Origin of the sequence: Streptomyces sp. NPDC048142 (genome assembly GCF_043202835.1) — a bacterium.
Lineage (GTDB): Bacteria > Actinomycetota > Actinomycetes > Streptomycetales > Streptomycetaceae > Streptomyces.
This window is the reverse complement of record NZ_JBIDBC010000001.1, coordinates 218,630-235,897: the sequence shown is the minus strand read 5'-3', so window position 1 is coordinate 235,897 and position 17,268 is coordinate 218,630. Positions and strand designations below refer to the sequence as shown.

The following is a 17,268-nucleotide window of genomic DNA, read 5'->3' as shown; positions in this document are numbered from 1 at the left end:
GCAATCATTCGAGTCTCCTCTCCGTGTGACTCGGTGGTCTCCACAGCTGGAGTCGAGAGCTGTGGCCATGATGTCCGGGCAGGCGTGGGGTCTGCGTGTCGCTGGCTCATATCGGTCGGCTGGTACTGGGCTCAATGATGGCCAGGTCCTTCCCCCGGTGGAGCTCGACGCGGATCTGATCGTCGTTACACATCGGCATGAGGTGGACGGTGTACATCCCGTCATCGCTGTGGGAGACGTGCACTGTGACGACCGTGCTGTCTTCGTCGGTGAAGTCGACGTCGCCGATGTCCTCGGCATCGCCGGAGCGCATCACCTCGGCTACAGCTTCGCTGTTCGACTGCCACAACTTCGGCTCACAGCGGGCTTCGGTGGCGTAGGGCGAGGGTTCGGGCTGGACTGCGTCATGGTGGTGCTTCCTCGTGGACTCGGGTGCGGGTGGCGACCATCGAGTGCGGACCCCGGTGGGGTCCGTGTGATCTCGATGTTCGACCCAGCTCCCGTGCCAGCTGTGCTGGCTGACGACTCAGAGGATCTGGCTGGCGTGGGTTCCCGGATGGATCGCATAGCGAGCCGTCGCACGGGTCGTCACTTCTCGCCTGAGCCGGGCGCGCAGCGCCAGGTGATCCACCACTGCTGCACCCTTTGCCGCCGTCCACATCTGTGGACAACTGGAGCGGGGCAGTGGCGGGGCTTCCTTTCTCAAGCGCAGCGCTGGGCATAGCCGGAGGGAGCGCCAGCGACCGACGGACCGGTGAGCGAAGCGAACGGTGGAACCCGTCGGCTATGCCGACTAACACGTCCTCGGAGCACAGCAGAGAGGCCGAGCGGAGCGAGGGTCCGCAGGACACGTGTTATCAGGTTCCCTTATGCCCTTTTGCTTCCTTGTCGTCGTCCTCGCCGTTCCACGGCTGGAGCGTTAGCGGAAGCCTGGAACATCAGGGGAAACGGTCCGTACCCTCATGACCCGTACCCCTCCCCCCTTTCCGCGCAGCGGGGGTACGGGTCTGGCTGTTTCGCCTGGTCATCGCACCTTTTGGATGTACCTCTGTTTCGACGTCCGTGATAAGGCCGTACCCCCACACTGATCCGTCCTCGTGAGGCACAAGCGAGGCGGGGGGTACGGATCTGCTCCTGACGGGGCGCAGCCCCGGTTGATCGCCCTGCTGCCGCAGGCGGCACAGTCTTCGCCGCGTAGCGGATCCGTCCTCTCGCGACACCGTCGCTCAGGCTGTGGATAACGCTCTGCTCCACCGCTCGCCGCGGCGGCGCAGCCGGCCTCGCCCCATCGCGTTGTGCTGGCTGGCCGCCTGGAACCCGGGCGAGCAGGGCGCTGGGTGCACCAACGTGACTCGACCGTGCCCGGTCCGTTGCTCCGGTGCTGCCGCGGCAGCGTGCCAGGACCTCACGCACCGCGTCCGAGGCGGGCGTTCGGCACTACCTTGTCGACGCACGTTCTGGCCCCGGGCTGTGTTCCGTTTCGCGCTTGCGCGGCGAGCCCGGGGTGGTCCTTCGTGGACGCATCAAAAGAAGAGAGGCCCGACTGCTGCGACCAGCTGCCCATCGGGCACAGCGAGCAGCTCAAGCGTCATCGGGCCGCTGTCGTCTCCCTCCAGGGGCTGCTTCCGCGGCAAATGTCTCTACTCTTCCTCTACCCCACGGGCCTTTGCTGCGGAAGCAAGTCGTTCCTCGCACGCTCGTGGGTGCGGGGACCTACTCCCCCCTTCGCTCCCTCTCCCTCTGCTCTGCTCTGCGCGACTATGACAGCCCGACGACGCCCCTGTACCGACCGTCGCACCAGCGCTGTACCAGCACCGCGCCGACGGCTCGCCGGCGGCTGTGCTGATCTCGCTCCACCGGCGTTCCGTGGCTGCGCTGCTGTGCCCGACGGGCTTCGGCAGGGGGCAAAGACAGGCTTTTCGGCCCCATGAAACAGCAATGAAACAGCGTCTCCCTCACGTCTCCGAGGTGACTCATCGGGGCACATAGGGACGCGACTGGGACACGCACAAGACACCGATTGCCGCCCTTGTGTCTCTCAGAATCCCGCGCGCGTCCTCACGGTGTCTCGCGCGCGCTCCAACAGTGCCGCTCTGGTGTCGCACACAGCGCCCTCGGAGGACACATTCATGTAGGGGTGCCGGGCAGCGTCTCTCAGGAGGCACAGTTGGGACACCGACGGGTCCTTATGCGTACCCCCATGCGGCTTCCCCGGGACGGCGCCGTGACCCCAGGTGTCGCGCAGGTGTCCCGGGTGAGCACTTGCCGCGTCGCAGGTGGGGCTCAGGAGCGCATGGTGCCGGCGGCTTGCACGCGGTCGCCCCAGGCGGGGGCGCTGCGGTGTCTCGTAGGTGTCCCTGCCAGCACTCGATAGGGACATCATTGGCACCGACTCGCGTACCGAATGGGACTTGCATAGGACTCGATAGGAACACTAGGGTGGACTCATGTTGATTCGCATTCGAGAGGAAACGCGAAGGGCGGTGAGCCCATGTGACAGAGCGAGAGGCATCCGACGACCGACCGAATGAAGTGCAAGAGCGAGTGGCAGGGCGAGGTGAGCGCAATGGCGAATCAGCCGGGTGAACCTCGCAAGGTTCGCTGGACCGTGCCTGCTGCCGATACCTCGGTGATCGAGTGGCTCAATGAGCAGGCGGACATCTCTCAGTCGATTCGACTGCTCATTCGGGAGTCCATTCAGCGTGACGGGTACATCGACGTCTTCTACAAGCCCGTCGATCAGCTGCCGCGTCGCGGCCGGCCACCGCTGGAGATCGCCGAGCAGCGCGAGGACGACGAAGCGACAGCCGAGCGCCGTCCGGCCGCCTGGCCGGTTCAGCCGCAGCCCGTGGTCACCGACCAGGCCAACACCGTCGTCGAGACCGCAGCACCAGTACCGGAAGCCCAGCCCGAGCCGGTTCCCGCACCACTTGAGACGGCTGAGGATCCCGCCCCCAGCCCGGCGCCCGAGCAGCCGAAGCAGGCATCCATCGACGAAATCATGGCGAGCACTCGGCGCTGAGTGACGCGGTGACTCTCACTTTCCAGGCAGACAACACAGACACCGAGGGACCGAATTCATGAGCACAAACACCACCGACATCATCACTCTCACCGGCGGCATCGACGTCGGCAACGGCTATGTCAAGGGCGTCATCCAGAACACGAAGCAGGAGACCTTCGACGAGATCGATCTGCCCAGCGCGGTCGTCTCGACTTCCCGTACCTCGCCGAAGGTGCCGCTCCCCGACGCGGATGCGGCCTCCGTGATGGCCGGCGACTTCTACAACCAGATCGACTGCTCGCTCACCACTCCCCTGGTGGCGGCGTCGGACCGCCGGATCTTCGGCCGGGCGGCGCTGAGCGTGCGCGGCTCGAAGTTCACCGAGTTCGAGGTGCTGGGCAAGCACTCCAAAGCCGATCAGGAGCTGAGCAAGGTCCTGGTCCTGGGTGTCTTCGCCGCGAAGGCCCTGCGCGACTACGTCCGCGAGAACGGCGCGCTGCCCGATCACGAGCTGCGCGTGCAGGTGCGCGCCGGCCTGGCGCTGCCGATCTCCGAGTTCGTCGCGCGCCGCCACGCCTACGCCGCCGAGTTCATCGGCCTGCTGGGCAGCTCCGACCCCGCGGTACACCTGGTGACGCTCAAGAACTTCAGCACCCCGGTCTCGGTGCGCCTGCAGTTTGTCGACGTCCAGGTGATGGCCGAGGGCGCCTCCGCACAGTTCGCCATCACCGACAAGGGGGAGCCGCTCGCCCAGGCGCTGCTGGACGATCTGCGCACCCGTGACGCGTCCATCGTCGAGGGCGTCTCTGCTTCTGATCTGGTGGCGGTCCAGCACACCATCGGCGTCGACGTCGGCGAAGGCACCGTGAACTTCCCGGTCTTCACCGACGGGCGATTCAACCCCGAGGCGGCCGCCACGCTCGACGAGGGCTACGGCACCGCGCTCATGAACGCCATGGAGCGCATGAGCGAGTCCGACGCCACGCTGCAGTTCTCCTCGCGCAAGCAGCTGGCGGACTTCCTCCACGCGGAGCCGTCCGTGCTGGTCAAGAACCGTCATCAGCGTGCCGCCGGCTTCGTCGAGGACGAAGCTGGCTACCTGGTCGACGAGATCGCCTCCTCCTTCGGCGATGTTCTCTCGCAGGCCGGCGCGACGACTGAAGTCGTTTACGTCTACGGCGGCGGCTCGGGTCCGATCAAGCACCTGCTGCACCCGGCGCTGCTGAAGGCCGCAGGCGACGTGCCCGTGCTCTACCTCGACTCGAGCTATTCGCGGCATCTGAACCGCGAGGGCCTGTACATCGCGGCTCGCCACGTCGAGCAGCAGGCCCTCGCCGCGAAGCCCGCGGGCAAGCGCAGTAAGGAGGTGGCCTGATGTGTGAAGCACTGGACGCGACCTCGAAGGCTGAAGCTGCCGAGATCAGCAGCCGGATCGAACTGTCGGACGAGATCGTGCTCGGTCTTCTCCACGAGGGGATCAAGAGCGAGTACTGCCAGTCCGAGCCGCTGCGCCTGGGCGGAATGCTCTACCCCGATGCAACGGGTGCGTTGATCTCGAACGAGGCAATCCACCAGTCGTTCGAGCGCTGCTACGCCCTGCTGCGCGAGCACGGGGACGCTGCGTCTCCGCCGGTTCTGATTCGAGAGCAGGCCCGGCGGAAGCTGCTCGGGTTGGATGAAGAGCTTCCGGGCTCCGCCGCGGTCCTCACGGTCGACTCGAAGAGCAGCATCGAGCCGGGGGTATGAGCGGCTACCGCGAGATTGTGAAGTTGCTGGCGGCGAGCACCGGCGCGAAACGGATGAGCGAAGTCTTCGACAACTTCGTCGAGATGGCGGCGCTGGCTCTACGCAACGCCGTGGACGTCCGCGGGAGCGAGTCCTGGGAAGCCCGCGAAGGGCAGTACCTCCAGATCGCCGGCGGCTACAGCAGAACAGAGCTGGACCGCTTCGTGCACGCCCTGGCGCTGGTGACCACAGAGATGGAACGCGATCCCTGTGACGTGCTTGGCCGCCTCTACATGGAGTTGGAGCTCGGCAACGAGCGGCTCGGCCAGTACTACACGCCCTACGACATCGCCCAGCTGATGGCCGAGATGCAGATCGGCTCGATAGTCGAGCAGGTGAGCACTCGCGGATTCGCGGATCTGTACGAGCCCACCTGCGGCGCGGGCGCATTCATCGTCGCCCTGTCGCAGGCGATGCTGGACCACGGCCTGAATCCGCAGACGCAGCTGCACGTGACGGCGGAGGACATAGCGCCGCAGGCCATGCACATGATCTACGTCCATCTGACGCTGCTGCACATCCCCACGGTGGTGCGTCGTCGCGACATCCTCACGCTGGAGACGTTCGACGCGTGGCCCACTCCCGCTCATGTCCTGGGCAACTGGAGCCAGAAGCTCAGGGTGGCCCGGGCGGTCAATGGATCACGGCGGCTGATCAGCGTGTCACCTCAGGAGACCACCGAAAAGCCCGCTGCTGCTCTGGATGTGCAGCGATGACGATCATGCAAGAACGAACCAATCCCTCTGGCATCGAGAGCGACGACGCCCCGGCCGCGCAGCCGCCTGCCGGTCCTCCTCCACTAGGGCCGCCCATGAGCACCGACCCGCGCACCGACGCCGCCCGCCAGCACGCCGCCCCGGCCACCGGCCTCGGCTCCACGAGCGTCGGCGAGCAGGCGGTTGACCCCTACGTACGGCACGAAGCTGCCGACTCCGGACACAGCGAGGCTCTCGCCCCCGCGGATCAGAAGATGGCAGCCGAGTCGTGCCCGGCGTGCCAGCGCAACGAAGTACGCGCAGGACGCTGTGGCGGATGCGACGCCGCCGTCGGTGCCGAAGCGGCGGCGGCCGCGGTGACGGGCATGCCCCGCAACGCGGGTGTTCTCGTGCGCGAAGCAGACCAGCTGGGCTGGAACGTGCACGCGGAGCGCCGCTGGACGGGCCGCCTGTGGGTGCGTGTCCTGGTGATCTCCGGGCTCGTGATGGTGCGCGCCGGAGTGGAGGAGACAGGGCACGTCTGCGCGTGGAACGAGGCGACGGGCAAGTTCGTGGTGTCTGCCTCGACCGGCGGGTTCAAGGCGGTACGCGAGGCCATCAAGGCCGCACGCGTCGTCTCGCGTGAGCACGAAGCCACGGGTCGTACGGTGTGGGGCCGGGACGCCGCGGAATGGCTCCGGCAGATGGACGACGCCGTGGCCAAGGTGAGTACCGCCCTGTGCGACGCGCGGGACGCGTTCAACGCCCTCGACGGTTCCACGCCCACGGGCGCGCGGGCGGTAGACCTCGCCTCCGCCGCCTACGCGGAAGCCAAGACGGCGGAGCGGGCGGCCACCGACGCCGTGAAGGCGGCACGGGCGTGGCTGGCCGAGACCAACGGCGATGACGCGCGCGGGTGCGCGTCGTGGCGGCGTGCGGTCGTGTTGGCCGGGCAGCACGTCAAGGAAGCCGGGGAGGCGATCGCCGACGCCGCGGCGCGCGCGGAGCGGGAGGCGCTTGCCGCTCTCATCATCGAGGAGGCGCAGGAGCGGCTGAACGTCCAGGAGGTCCGTTGGCGCGGGCGGCTGGCCGAGTCGGGCGGCGAGGCGTCGGCGGCGGGGTACGGCGGACTCATCGGGATGTTCGAGGTCCCCTCGCGAGACTGGTGTGCCTGGTTCGACGGCTATACCGACTACGACGGCGTCAGGCACGATGGCCACGGCGATCCGTCGCTGTCATTCGTGGCGCAGAAGGACGCCTGGGCGAAGTCCAAGCGTCGCAGCCAGTCGGTGTATTACCCGGCGCGGTACACCTCCGCAGCACTGATCGCCGGTGACCGGGCCGATGCCGCCGCCGTGGCGTTCACGCTCGCCGTGGTCGACCGGATCGAGGGAAGCGGCGCTGAGAGGCTGCGGCAGGCGGCGGCCGCCGTACGGAAGAACCCCCAGGGGTTCGGGACGGGCAACGAGCGCAAGCACCTGGCCAGCTGGGCGAGGTACCCGCACAGCAGCTTCGGGGAGCCGACCCGCGTGGCCGAATACGCCCACGCGGAGTGGGCCACGCTGGAGAACGCGGTGGCCGCGTACAAGGGCGTCCAGGACCTCGAACGCGCTCTGCACTGGGACATCCACTACGCCGTCGAGCGGGAGAACGCCCGCACGGATGCGTCTCGTTCCGGGCAGGCCGGGCTCGATGAGGCACGTGCGGACCTGGAGAAGTCCGGCAAGACGGCAGAAGCATGGGCGACAGCAGTGGAACGGCTGACGGCGGCCCGCGTCCGTGTGCACGATGCGGTGGTCCTGGCCTCGGGTGACGTGGAACGAGCGCAGGAGTGCGCAGGCCGGGTCCGGGAAGGGGACGCGCTGGCTGGGGACGTGTGGTCGGCCGTCCGCTCGTGCGAGGAGGCGTACGACGCCGTGGCTCGTGCGAAGCGGGACGCCGCCCACTACACCGAGTCAGCGCAGACCTACCGCGATGCGGGTGTGCTGGCTGACTATGTGGCCGAGTGCGCGCGCCTGGAGGATGCCGCCGTCCGCGCCGAGGCCGGCCGTGAGGAAACGTTGAACCTGTACGGCTGCGCGTTCACGGACGCTGCGACAGCAGTGGAGAACCGGCATGAGGGCGGGCTCCGGTAGTGGCCACGTCAGGTTCGGCGGGGGCCAACCTCACAGCCCGCAAAGCTGTCACCATGCTCGCCGCACCCGCCGCCGCAGAGGTGGAGAACAACGGCGCGGACCGGTGGCTCGATGTGAGCAACGCCCGAACCGAACTGCCGCGTATGGGCTGGTGCACAGGGTTGGCCGACGTGCTGGCTGCCACGTACTCGGGTGACCTGCACGCGGACACGTCCGGGATCGTCCGCCGCCGTGAGGGCCAGGGTCGCCGCGTTCGGGCCAACGTGGTCGAGCTCCTGGCATCCGGTGGCTACATCCGCGCCGGTCGACGTGGCCCGGTCACGATCACCCCGGACGGCGTCACCGCGCACCGTTGGTGCTCCGCCGCACCCGATCTGCTGCACGTGGACCATCGGGCCGCCTACTGGGCGCGGGTGCGTGCACACCACACCGGTCGGACCAGCAAGCAGTCGGCGCGGGACCGGGCCCGGCGCCTTGTTCCGCTGCCGTACGGGGAGGAGGGGAAGCGCCGTCGCGCCGCGCAGATGCGACAGATCGAGCAGTGGGCCAAGGAAATGCAGGCCACACGGGAGCGGCTTGCGGCGGAACAGGCGAAGGAGGATGCGCAGGCCGAGCAGGACCGCGCGGCCGCATGGGCGCGGATCCAGCAGGAGGCCGAGGAGCGGCAGGCAGTGGAGGATGACCGCCGCGATGAAGGTCTCGTCATGTCTGAGCACGGCCCCCAGGAGATCGTCACGGGAACGGGCCTGCGGCGGGTCACGGTGACGCGAGTCGGCTCGGGCCTCTGGAACGCGGTGGTCCGGGGAGCTGTCTACGAGGTGTCGAAGGAAGGAGGCGAGGCCTGGCCCTGGCTGGTCATCGCGCCGAACGACACGCGCATCGGCGTCTGTTCGGTGATCAATGACGCGCCGTACGCAGCCAGCGTCCGGGACATCGTCCGCACCCACGCCGACACCTCGGAGCGCCGCGAGAAGTTTCCCGAGTGGCCGCACGCCTGCGCCGTCGCTGAGCCCGAGGGAACCGGACCAGGTAGGTCGGCGGCGACCGACGGCACCTCCGGCGTAGGGCAGCCCGCCAAGGAGCCGGAGCCGAAAGGCTTCAAGGATGCTGCCCGCGCGGTGACCGCTGTTGGCCCTTCATCGCCCGTCGGCCCGCCCGCCGTCGGAAAGGCGTACAGCAGCGCCGCCCGCGCGCGGGCGGTCGCTCTGGACCTGGTCGGATCCAGGTGGGTGGCCGAGTGCGACCGGCATGGCCCCGTCCCTATGGGGCTGAGCAAGTTGGGTGACGCAGTGGCAGACATCGCCGCCGCCTACGTCTACGACATCGAGCAGGATGCGGCCGACGCCGCCCGCGCCCACTTGGACGCGCACGCTCGGGAGGACGCCGACGTGATGGCCCCGGAGGACATCGATGCTGCTCAGGCGCTGAACTTGTCCCGCCACCAGTGGCGGACGCTGGGGTGGATACGTGACGGCAAGGTACGCGAGACCTCCGACGGCTTCAGTGTCTATGACATCAGCCCCGACCGCGCCGACGTCTCCAAGAGGATCAGGAAGACCCTGGTGCCGCGCCTGTGGGCGGCCGGGTTCGTGAAGGTGTTCGCCATCGCCCCTGGCGTCCGCGAGTTCGGTCTCACCGACAAGGGAGCACGCGCGTTGCGTCTGTGGTCCACCGCACTGCGCGTAAGCGCCGTTTCGGAACCGGAGAAGGACACCCGGCACGCGGCCGTGAAGAGCTCCCGCTATCGGTGGCTGTCCGCTGGGGAAACCTGGACCGGCGAGCAGGAGAAGGCTCAGGCCGCAGCGGATGCGGACCAGGCCGCCAACAAGCAGGCCGCCGCGCTGCGGGCAGCTGAGGAGATAGCGGCAGCCGAGCGGGCCGCCATCCCCACCGTTGACGAGCTGACCTTGCTGGAGGCGCTGAACGCTGACGGTTTGGACGCAGGGGCGGCCGCGGTGCTCTCGGCCGCCTACATCGGCCACGTGGTCATCCGTCACCGTCCCGGAGCCACCTCGGCACGTCTTGACGAGGGCCCGGGCCGGGGCGACCGGCGTGTGACGCGCACCTACAACGTCAACGAAGTCGAGAAGCCGATCACGTCGGCAGCTGACGAAGCCGTGGGGGCGGTCGTCGCGAACCTCACCGACGCCGCGGCCGAGAAGTGGCATGCGCTGTGCACTTGGGTTGATACGCGCCGCGGGGTGCACCGGCTCGACCTGGCCGCCGCCATCGACGCCGGCGCGACGGTGCTCGTAACGCTCGCCGAGCAGGAGACAGCTGAGGCGGCGGGCGCCGCGGAGTGAAAGCGGATCGCTCCTGCCGCGGCCCCGGTTGTCGTCAGTCGTTCCGTGTACGCAGTCGCCCCGACTTCCCACTGCTCGACGCGGGACTTCTCGGCAGTGTTGTCGTCTCCGAGCGTGGTACGGGTGTCGCACGGCCACATCTCGTCGTCGGCGACGCAGTGGTCCGAGTCGTCGTGCTTCCGGTGCAGAGCGAAGACGGCCTCATGCTGCTTCTCCAGCTCGGCGACCCGGACCCTCAACCGGTCGCGTTCGTCAACCATCGCGTACATGTCCGCAACCCGCTGGTGTAGCGTCTTCCGTTCCGTCGGCGACAGCATGTTGACCTCGGTGGAGGCAATCACTGCGAACGTGTCCGCACGCTCGGCCTGGGCCGGAGTTATCGGGAAGCTGGTCATCGTGTGCCTTCGTGGGCGTCAAGATTGAGTACCTGCCGGAGTGCCTCGGTGAACTCGTTCACCGTGTGCGGGACGTCGTCCGGGTCGAGGAGGGTTGTCTCCATTACGACCAGGGCGGTGTCACCGTCCGGCCGCCAAGCGGTCACCCCCCGGGTCCCCCACTCGGGTTCCGGGATCTCGGTGACAGTGATCAGGGCGGCCCCGACCGGGGTGATGTCGAGCAGGCAGTCCAACCGGTTGGGCGGGATGACGGCGAGAAGCGGGTGCGGGGTCATCGGGTGACTCCCGTGTCGAGGTGTTCGAAGAACTCCCAGGTCACGTCAGCCCCAGTGCTGTCGAAGACGGCGATGTCCCAGGCGTCCTCGGTCACACCCAGTCGGTGGAGGCGGGGCGCCCACAGGTTCATGTCGACGGACGTGCCGTCGACCGCGTGCGGCCCGTCCGCGTCGTCCCAACGCAGCGTGTACGGCCTCTGGTCGGTTATTGGGGACCTCCCGGGGGGGGCGGGGTGGGCAGGTCGTCCCACCCGAGGTCGACCCCGTCGTCGTAGTCGGAGAGGAGCGGCAGGTCTCGGTTCACGTAGGCCCGGCGGCGCTCGGCGGCGCGCTGCTCGTCGATCTCGTACTGGATCTCAGCGGACATCGGGGGCTCCTTATGGGTGAGGCGGCGTGCAGGGCGCTTCCCTGCATTGCGTTCGCTGTTCTTGACCTTCCAGCGGGCCACGCCGTGCCCCTCTCGACCAGGACCCTGGGACGCGAAGGCGGTGTCCACCGGGTCGGCGACGCAGAACAGGTGCCGGTTCTCCGCCGTGGCCTCAGCCCGGGCGCTTGGTGGCATGCGCGACGGTGTATGCGTCAGCGCGGGCGACCAGCTCGTCGAACGGGACGTCCAAGCGCTCCATGCCGGCGGCAGTCACGACGTCGCCTCGGCCGAGCACGGGTCGACGTGCGTGAGATTGATGGCCGCGCCGTGGCCGTCGACCCACACGACAGCGGTGTGCCCACCGAGGACTTCGGCCTTGCTCCGGGTCCGGGTGACGAGCCGCTCGCCCTGCGGGTCGTCCTCAGGGCGGCACCCGGGGTACGCGACAACTGGAGCGCCCACCGGATACAAGGAGTTCCATCCGGCCGCGACCATAGCGAGCAGTGCCGGGCTGGAGGCCGGGGGGCCGTTGTCCGCGTACGGGACCGACAGGTAACGGGGAACGGGCTCCTCATAGGAGTCGTCGCCCACGGCGGGGGCGGTCTGGTCCTCGGCGGGCCACGCCACCGGCAGACCCAGCGACTGCGCCAGTTGACGCCGCGCCTCCGCGTGACCCGTCCACCGGTAATAATCGTGCTCGCCGCCCTCGACGAACGACCGCAGGTTGCTGACGTACCCTGCGCGCTCTGCGCAGAACTGGGTGGCCTTCTCGGCCAGCGCCTCCAGTTCGGCTACGTTCGGCAGTACGAACTCGATCGCTCGGGCCTGCCACACGTGCACCGGCTCCCGGTAGTCATCACCGCGCGGGGTAATCGCGCCCGGGTCCGAGATCGCGAACGCGATTCGGCGGTTCAGTGGCAGGCTCATCAGCGGGCCGCCGAAGAGGACCACCTTGCGGGCAGCCATTCGAGCTCGGAGATCAGCGAGACGCTTTGTGCGCTCTTCTCGCGTCAGGTTCGTCATGGGGTTCGTGTCACCCGCAGCAGGTGTGGAATTCTGGGGCACGGAGTCCGCCTTTCATCAGGAACAGATGGGGGGTGCATCTCGCGGGCGTTTCGGAGCGAACTCGCAGCTGGCCGGCACGACCCCTTCGAGCCCTCCTTGTCGACGACCACGCCGAGCGACGCCGCGATCTGCCAGAGGAAGTACCGGCGAGCCTCGTGTGGATCGGTTCAGTGCACGGCGTGATGCGACGTGTAGGCGCCGGCCGGCATCGTGTTCAGTAATCGTTCGTCTCGACCAGGTCCCCACAGGTCACAGGGGCCACCAGCTCGTAGCTCATGCCTTCGCCTCCCTACTGACCGACTGACCGGTCTCGGATGCTGATACTCAGTTCGCGCGGACGGTGACCACCAACTCGTCCACGGGCAGCCGACGAAGATGGCATCGGCCTCCCGGCGGACTGTCGGTGCGACGGCAGAACGCGAAGCCGGTGTAATAGCCGACCGGACCGTGTTCCCGGTCGATGTCTTCCAACTCCTCGACCAGGTACTCACGACCCCGCCAGCGGATGAGGTCTCCGGCGGTCACGAAGTTCACGGCCCACATATCGACGGCCAGACGCCGCAGGCCCGGGTCACAGATGTGCTCGGGGTGGAGGTAGGTGCCGATGGCGGAGGGGTGGACCGATCCGATTGACCAGCGAGTCGACCAACTTGGGGATCGCTTTCGCGCTGTCTTTCTGCAGAAGTTGGACCTCGACCATGACGACCCTGCCCGCCTTGATGCCTGCTTGGTCCTCCTCGACAAGGTCTGACGCCCTGTCGCGATCGTCGTCCGGTCCCTGCGGCTCGCGCTGCTTGACAATGCGAAGGCTCAACACAGGCCAGCGGTGACGGGTCACCTCGTCACCCCCTGCTGCTCACGCCACTGGGCGTACAGCTCCGCGGCCGCGGCCGGAACCAGCCACGGGAAGCAATCGGCCCACTCCCGGTAGGTCTCGCCGTCGGACTTCGCGTAGGAGGAGTCGCCGGCCAACCCGGTGATCAGCTCGGGGTTCTCGGTCAGCTCGGCGACGGTCTGCTGACCGATGCGCCCGTGGAGCATGACCTGGTGTCCGAGGGCAGCTACTTCGTCGTCGTTGAAGCACGCCGCGCACAGCCGTACCCGCTGGCCGCTGACCTTGTGGACGATCATGACTTCAGCGCTCTTGCAGGAACCCGCCCCGCAGCGCAGGCATGTGAACCAGTCTCCGTTCGGGGCGTCCCGGTGAATTTCTCCCCACTCTCGGACTATCTCGAAATCGTCGAGAGCCAGGGTGACCTGGGTGAGGGGCCCAGCCACCCGCTTTTGTGATGGTGGCCCAGTTCGACGTAGGCGGAGTGCGGCTTGACCGGTCGCCCTCGGTAGAAGCCACCGTTGGCCTTCCGGAACTGGGTGATCCTGCCGTAGTGATGCTCGGCTGTCTCACTTTTCGTCGTGACGACGACGCGCACCAGGTCGCCCACTCCGAACGGGCGCCGGTGTGCTTCCACGGCCTGGTGCCACTTCTCCTCGCTTTCGGCTATGTACCCGTATCCGGGGCCGAGGTCGCGGAAGGCGTCCTGCATGATCCCGGCGACATTGTAGGAGTTCGGGTTGCGTCCCTCCCTTTCCAATGTCGCGATGATCGCTTCACGCGCGGTACGCCTGCTTCCGTATCTGCTCACAGGCAGCTCTCCTAAATCAGTTCGCACTTTCTCGCCGCATTTTTTGCATATGAGGCAAGAGCCTAGATACCGTCCGGAATGATGTTGAGCAGCACCAAATGGCCGCCGGATAACTCGGGAATTGCCTTTCTCTCGATCACCACCAATGCCGGAACAGGTAGTTGCCGCGCAGCAGCTCGCCGCGGCGGATGAGGTCGCCGAGAACCAGTCTCAACGACGGAGAGAAGGCGCGATCGGCGAAGAACCGGTTCTCGAACACGGCGTTCTCGAGGTCTTGGGTCGGTGGCGGGTTAGCCTCGACGGTGGCTGGTGTGTTCTCGTCGGCGACGCGGATGCTCAGCCAGTACTCCAGCTCAGTCATGCCGGTCTTGAGGACGCTCTCGCCGGTGCGGGAGTCCCGGCCCAGATACATCTCGGCGTCGTCGAGGTCTCCGAGTGCCTGCCGGTAGTCTTCGTCGGAGGCGAACTCGTAGAGCTTCACGCTGTCATTGCCAATGTGCTCGTCGTCCTGCTGGCATCCGCGCAGCGAGCTGTACGGTTTACCGTAGACGCGCTCGGCGATGGCTTCGATCGGGATGTATCCGTTTTCGATGGTTGCATGATCGGCATGTGGCTCCAGCATGTAAATGCTGCGGAGCGTGTACTCGAATGCATCGGGCATGACGGGAGCCTCCTATGGGTGGTTCAGTGGTGGTTACAGGAAGGAGCGCATAGGACTCACTGACCGTCCGCAGGCGCAGATTCAGCCGCAAACTACTCAAGTCAGCACCGTCACGCCGAATAGTCTGGTGGGCCATCTCATTGACAGCCGTTCGCTCCGACGTATGCCAATTCGACGTACTCCCCCGGCATTTCCGGTCAGCAAGAGAAGGACCTCGGCCTGATGCGGGAACACCAGGCCGAGGTCCCGTAGAGACTTGGGCTCAGTGATTCTTGTGAGGCAGTCGCAGCCCGCCCATACCCAGAGCATCCGAGTAGAAGCTGACTTCCATGGCGCTTAGCCCGTCGACGACCTGCTGAGCCGCTTCGCCGAGCTCACGCACGGCGTCACGGTTGTACTTCCCGAGGATCTGCTCCACGCCATGCGACTGCGAGATCTGCAGGTTCAGACGCACGCGGCCGTCGGCTTCGCAGACCGCGGCGAACACATCCAGTTCCAGCTCGCCGGCGTATCCGCCGATGCAGTTGTTGAGCATCGCACCCCAGCGGGAGAGTGTCTCGGCATCTCGGGCGACGACGAGCTTCAGACCGGGGGCTGCTTCCCGACCATCCAACAGTGCGGCCGTCTGCAGTGCCCACGCATGGCGCTGGGTCTGCCTCGCGATCCGCTCGAGGCGTCGGGCTTCCTCGCGTTCGTAGCGCTCACGATCGTGGGCAGCCATCAGCTCGCGCCGACGGTCCCGGATCAGACGCAACGCCTGCGCGCGGAACGTCTCGTCCTTCCAGAGGCCCCAGTCGGCGACCTGGGCCGTGCCCTCGGGAAGCAGTCGGACTTCCCGGTTGTAGTCCTCCATCTCTCGAAGGGCACAGATCTCCTCGACCGTGACGCGCTGGGCCGCACGGCCCCGGGGGTTCTGCCAGCGCTCGATTGCGGGCAGGTCCCGGACCAGGTGTTCGAGGTCACGGGAGCCACGGACCCGGCGCTGCCCGCGGGCGGCGATGATTCCTGGAAGGAGGTCGAGGTCACGGGTGACGGCCAGACGGTGAGCCGTGCAGTCGGCTGCATCGGCCAGCGTGCGCCGCGCCTGGTGGACGGGTTCCTTGAGGATCCGTCGCAGCACGGGCTGCGGAGTCCGGCGCAGGATCGAGCGAATGCCTCGCTGCTGCAGGTATGTGAGCGACCGTTGACGCATCTCCCTTCGGCCGTCGGTTGCTTTCGTGGTGCGCATGGCGTCGATAAGCCAGTCCACGGGCACCAACCCGCGAAAGAGGGCGAACCAGCCCAGGGTGCTGATGTCCAGACGTTCCACCTCGCGGGCCAGCGGCCGGCGGTAGGCGCGCACGCCGAAGAGGTTCTTCGCGACCTGCGCAGGGTCGTGGGCATCGAGGTAGGGAAGGTAGGCGGAGGTCGGCCGATCCAACCGGCCGTCCTTAAGCAGCGGGAAGCGGTCGTTCCAGTTCGGCAGTTCGCCGATGTGTTCGCGGATCGCGGCGATCGCCCTGTCCACAGCGTCGCCGACTCGCTCGGGCTCCGGTCCTTCGAGCCTGCGGGCCTGCGGGTTGCTGCGCATCCAGCTCTGCAGTGTCCAGGACAGTCCTTGGATCCAGGACTCGACCATGGTCTCGGAGAAGACATGGCGGGTGGTGGATTTGCCGGTGCGGCGGTCGATCTCGCGCAGGACGACGAGGTCCTTCTTCGTGCGGGCCATCGCCGTGAGCTTCTCGGAGGTCCAGTAGTGGAATGCCTTGCCCGAGGCGCGCATGCGGTGCACGCGCCTGTAGAGCGAGACGGCGACGGACGTCCGGCCGTCAGGTAGAGCTCGCGCCAGGATCCTCAGACTCATCCCGGAGATCGCGCCTTCGACTGCGGCGACACCCTGCTCGGCGAGGGCGTCGTCGACATACTTGATGTAGAGCAGGGTGTGCTCGGTGCGCTCGGGCATGGCGATCTCCCCCGGAAGATGTGATGGATTCGGCAGTGAGACCCCCGGCGCTGCTTTGCAGCGGAGCGCCTGGCTCACGGCTGTACTCCTGGCGTGGACGTGATCTTTCGAAGGCCAGACCGGATCAGCTCCGCTGATCAGGCAGAAAAAGAGAGACCCCCGCCGGCTGAGCGTCATGCCCAGCCGATGGGGGTCTGCGGAATTCACCTGCCGACGCCCGGAGGTGAGCCCCAGTCGGCTACGGCTGGATGCTGCCGTCCGGCACGAGGAACGCGATCCGGTCTTGGCACAGCTGCTGGCCGCCGTTCGAGAAGAGGCCACTCAGGCTTCCTGCGTCCGTGCCTTCCTGGTCGGGTCCGATCTTCAGCCAACCCCTGGCGTGCGGATCGCCGGTGTAGCTCGGCTTCGACGCATCGATGGGCTTGACCGTGCAGCGCAGCCGCTCAAGGCGTGGCGTCCGGTCTGCCTCATGTTGATCGATGATCCGGATCTCGATGTCGTTGGTGAAAGTCAGACGGCGCCAGAGGAACTGCGGCCGCACGCTTTGTTCCTTCACCGACACGCTCTTGGGCACGACGACGCCGCGGTCTTCGATGGTCGTGTAATCGTAGGTGCCGGTGTTCGGATCCTCTGTCGTAAGGGTTGCCTTGTAGTACGAGCCGTCGGCGCGCTTGACGAGCTTCTGCACAGGGTCCGCGACGTAGACGATCTTCGTGTTCGCCATGGCAGCGCGCTCTTGGGCGTCTTGCTCCTTGACGTGGTTGAGCCAGAGGAACACGCCCGCGGCCAGGGCGGCAACTATCGCGATCGCGATCGCCCAGCTACGCAGGCGGTGATGTCGACGTAAGGGTGTGTTGTACATGGTGCTGGGTCCCTCTCGTTCTGGGCGTAGTGCGGTGATGTCGACAGCGCTGCGCGCGCAGGCGTTTGGCGAAGAAGCCGGCCTGGGCGGTGAAGTGGCCTTGCTGCAGCTCATAGAGCTCGGGACCGACGCCGGG

17 protein-coding genes are annotated in these 17,268 nt (G+C 67.2%); 6 read left to right on the top strand and 11 right to left on the bottom strand.

Translation table 11 applies throughout. The features are described from left to right. Window positions 1-106: 106 nt before the first annotated feature. Window positions 107-349: a hypothetical protein gene (locus ACGF2Y_RS01215; protein ID WP_392942024.1), complete on the bottom strand. Its 243-nt coding sequence runs from the start codon at window positions 347-349 to the stop codon at window positions 107-109. A gap of 2,217 nt (window positions 350-2,566) precedes the next feature. Between ACGF2Y_RS01215 and ACGF2Y_RS01210 the strand changes: the two genes are divergently transcribed. From ACGF2Y_RS01210 to ACGF2Y_RS01185, 6 genes are all read left to right on the top strand, one after another. Further along, a complete protein-coding gene (locus ACGF2Y_RS01210; protein ID WP_392942022.1) occupies window positions 2,567-3,022 on the top strand; it encodes a hypothetical protein in 456 nt (151 codons plus the stop codon). A gap of 58 nt (window positions 3,023-3,080) precedes the next feature. Continuing rightward, window positions 3,081-4,379, top strand: a complete 1,299-nt coding sequence (locus ACGF2Y_RS01205) for a hypothetical protein (protein WP_392942019.1) — start codon at window positions 3,081-3,083, stop codon at window positions 4,377-4,379. Further along, window positions 4,379-4,750, top strand: coding sequence for a hypothetical protein (locus ACGF2Y_RS01200; protein WP_392942017.1), 372 nt, complete (start codon window positions 4,379-4,381; stop codon window positions 4,748-4,750). Before ACGF2Y_RS01205 ends, ACGF2Y_RS01200 begins: the two co-directional genes overlap by 1 nt. After that, window positions 4,747-5,505: an N-6 DNA methylase gene (locus ACGF2Y_RS01195; RefSeq protein WP_392942014.1), complete on the top strand. Its 759-nt coding sequence runs from the start codon at window positions 4,747-4,749 to the stop codon at window positions 5,503-5,505. The genes ACGF2Y_RS01200 and ACGF2Y_RS01195 overlap by 4 nt, the downstream gene beginning before the upstream one ends. A gap of 95 nt (window positions 5,506-5,600) precedes the next feature. After that, window positions 5,601-7,619, top strand: coding sequence for a hypothetical protein (locus tag ACGF2Y_RS01190; RefSeq protein WP_392942012.1), 2,019 nt, complete (start codon window positions 5,601-5,603; stop codon window positions 7,617-7,619). 53 nt (window positions 7,620-7,672) lie between these two features. Next, window positions 7,673-9,922 carry a hypothetical protein gene (locus ACGF2Y_RS01185; RefSeq protein ID WP_392942009.1) on the top strand — a complete coding sequence of 750 codons (2,250 nt, stop codon included), beginning with the start codon at window positions 7,673-7,675 and terminating at the stop codon, window positions 9,920-9,922. A 391-nt stretch (window positions 9,923-10,313) separates the two neighbouring features. On the opposite strand, the gene ACGF2Y_RS01180 is transcribed toward ACGF2Y_RS01185, so the two are convergent. From ACGF2Y_RS01180 to ACGF2Y_RS01135, 10 genes are all read right to left on the bottom strand, one after another. Beyond that, window positions 10,314-10,592 carry a hypothetical protein gene (locus ACGF2Y_RS01180; RefSeq protein WP_392942007.1) on the bottom strand — a complete coding sequence of 93 codons (279 nt, stop codon included), beginning with the start codon at window positions 10,590-10,592 and terminating at the stop codon, window positions 10,314-10,316. Further along, complete coding sequence (locus tag ACGF2Y_RS01175) at window positions 10,589-10,723, bottom strand: hypothetical protein (protein ID WP_392942005.1); 135 nt, start codon at window positions 10,721-10,723, stop codon at window positions 10,589-10,591. The genes ACGF2Y_RS01180 and ACGF2Y_RS01175 overlap by 4 nt, the downstream gene beginning before the upstream one ends. Window positions 10,724-10,797: 74 nt before the next feature. Further along, window positions 10,798-10,959: a hypothetical protein gene (locus ACGF2Y_RS01170; RefSeq protein ID WP_392942003.1), complete on the bottom strand. Its 162-nt coding sequence runs from the start codon at window positions 10,957-10,959 to the stop codon at window positions 10,798-10,800. Between the two features lie 270 nt (window positions 10,960-11,229). Further along, entirely contained in the window at window positions 11,230-11,925 is a 696-nt protein-coding gene (locus ACGF2Y_RS01165; RefSeq protein WP_392942000.1) for a hypothetical protein, read from the bottom strand. 423 nt (window positions 11,926-12,348) lie between these two features. Continuing rightward, window positions 12,349-12,558, bottom strand: a complete 210-nt coding sequence (locus ACGF2Y_RS01160) for a hypothetical protein (RefSeq protein ID WP_392941997.1) — start codon at window positions 12,556-12,558, stop codon at window positions 12,349-12,351. Between the two features lie 300 nt (window positions 12,559-12,858). Beyond that, a complete protein-coding gene (locus ACGF2Y_RS01155) occupies window positions 12,859-13,155 on the bottom strand; it encodes a hypothetical protein (protein WP_392941994.1) in 297 nt (98 codons plus the stop codon). Between the two features lie 95 nt (window positions 13,156-13,250). Continuing rightward, complete coding sequence (locus ACGF2Y_RS01150; protein ID WP_392941992.1) at window positions 13,251-13,616, bottom strand: hypothetical protein; 366 nt, start codon at window positions 13,614-13,616, stop codon at window positions 13,251-13,253. A gap of 187 nt (window positions 13,617-13,803) precedes the next feature. After that, window positions 13,804-14,328: a hypothetical protein gene (locus tag ACGF2Y_RS01145; protein ID WP_392941989.1), complete on the bottom strand. Its 525-nt coding sequence runs from the start codon at window positions 14,326-14,328 to the stop codon at window positions 13,804-13,806. Between the two features lie 262 nt (window positions 14,329-14,590). Continuing rightward, complete coding sequence (locus ACGF2Y_RS01140) at window positions 14,591-16,270, bottom strand: PcfJ domain-containing protein (protein WP_392941987.1); 1,680 nt, start codon at window positions 16,268-16,270, stop codon at window positions 14,591-14,593. Between the two features lie 238 nt (window positions 16,271-16,508). Continuing rightward, a complete protein-coding gene (locus ACGF2Y_RS01135; protein WP_392941984.1) occupies window positions 16,509-17,132 on the bottom strand; it encodes a hypothetical protein in 624 nt (207 codons plus the stop codon). Window positions 17,133-17,268 lie beyond the last annotated feature (136 nt).

Excerpts from the sequence above, each read along its gene's own strand:
- ACGF2Y_RS01210 (WP_392942022.1), top strand. The coding sequence starts at position 2,567 with ATGGCGAATCAGCCGGGTGAACCTCGCAAGGTTCGCTGGACCGTGCCT.
- ACGF2Y_RS01205 (WP_392942019.1), top strand. The coding sequence starts at position 3,081 with ATGAGCACAAACACCACCGACATCATCACTCTCACCGGCGGCATCGAC.
- ACGF2Y_RS01200 (WP_392942017.1), top strand. The coding sequence starts at position 4,379 with ATGTGTGAAGCACTGGACGCGACCTCGAAGGCTGAAGCTGCCGAGATC.
- ACGF2Y_RS01195 (WP_392942014.1), top strand. The coding sequence starts at position 4,747 with ATGAGCGGCTACCGCGAGATTGTGAAGTTGCTGGCGGCGAGCACCGGC.
- ACGF2Y_RS01190 (WP_392942012.1), top strand. The coding sequence starts at position 5,601 with ATGAGCACCGACCCGCGCACCGACGCCGCCCGCCAGCACGCCGCCCCG.
- ACGF2Y_RS01185 (WP_392942009.1), top strand. The coding sequence starts at position 7,673 with ATGCTCGCCGCACCCGCCGCCGCAGAGGTGGAGAACAACGGCGCGGAC.
- ACGF2Y_RS01180 (WP_392942007.1), bottom strand. The coding sequence starts at position 10,592 with ATGACCCCGCACCCGCTTCTCGCCGTCATCCCGCCCAACCGGTTGGAC.
- ACGF2Y_RS01175 (WP_392942005.1), bottom strand. The coding sequence starts at position 10,723 with ATGAACCTGTGGGCGCCCCGCCTCCACCGACTGGGTGTGACCGAGGAC.
- ACGF2Y_RS01170 (WP_392942003.1), bottom strand. The coding sequence starts at position 10,959 with ATGTCCGCTGAGATCCAGTACGAGATCGACGAGCAGCGCGCCGCCGAG.
- ACGF2Y_RS01165 (WP_392942000.1), bottom strand. The coding sequence starts at position 11,925 with ATGGCTGCCCGCAAGGTGGTCCTCTTCGGCGGCCCGCTGATGAGCCTG.
- ACGF2Y_RS01155 (WP_392941994.1), bottom strand. The coding sequence starts at position 13,155 with ATGATCGTCCACAAGGTCAGCGGCCAGCGGGTACGGCTGTGCGCGGCG.
- ACGF2Y_RS01145 (WP_392941989.1), bottom strand. The coding sequence starts at position 14,328 with ATGCCCGATGCATTCGAGTACACGCTCCGCAGCATTTACATGCTGGAG.
- ACGF2Y_RS01140 (WP_392941987.1), bottom strand. The coding sequence starts at position 16,270 with ATGCCCGAGCGCACCGAGCACACCCTGCTCTACATCAAGTATGTCGAC.
- ACGF2Y_RS01135 (WP_392941984.1), bottom strand. The coding sequence starts at position 17,132 with ATGTACAACACACCCTTACGTCGACATCACCGCCTGCGTAGCTGGGCG.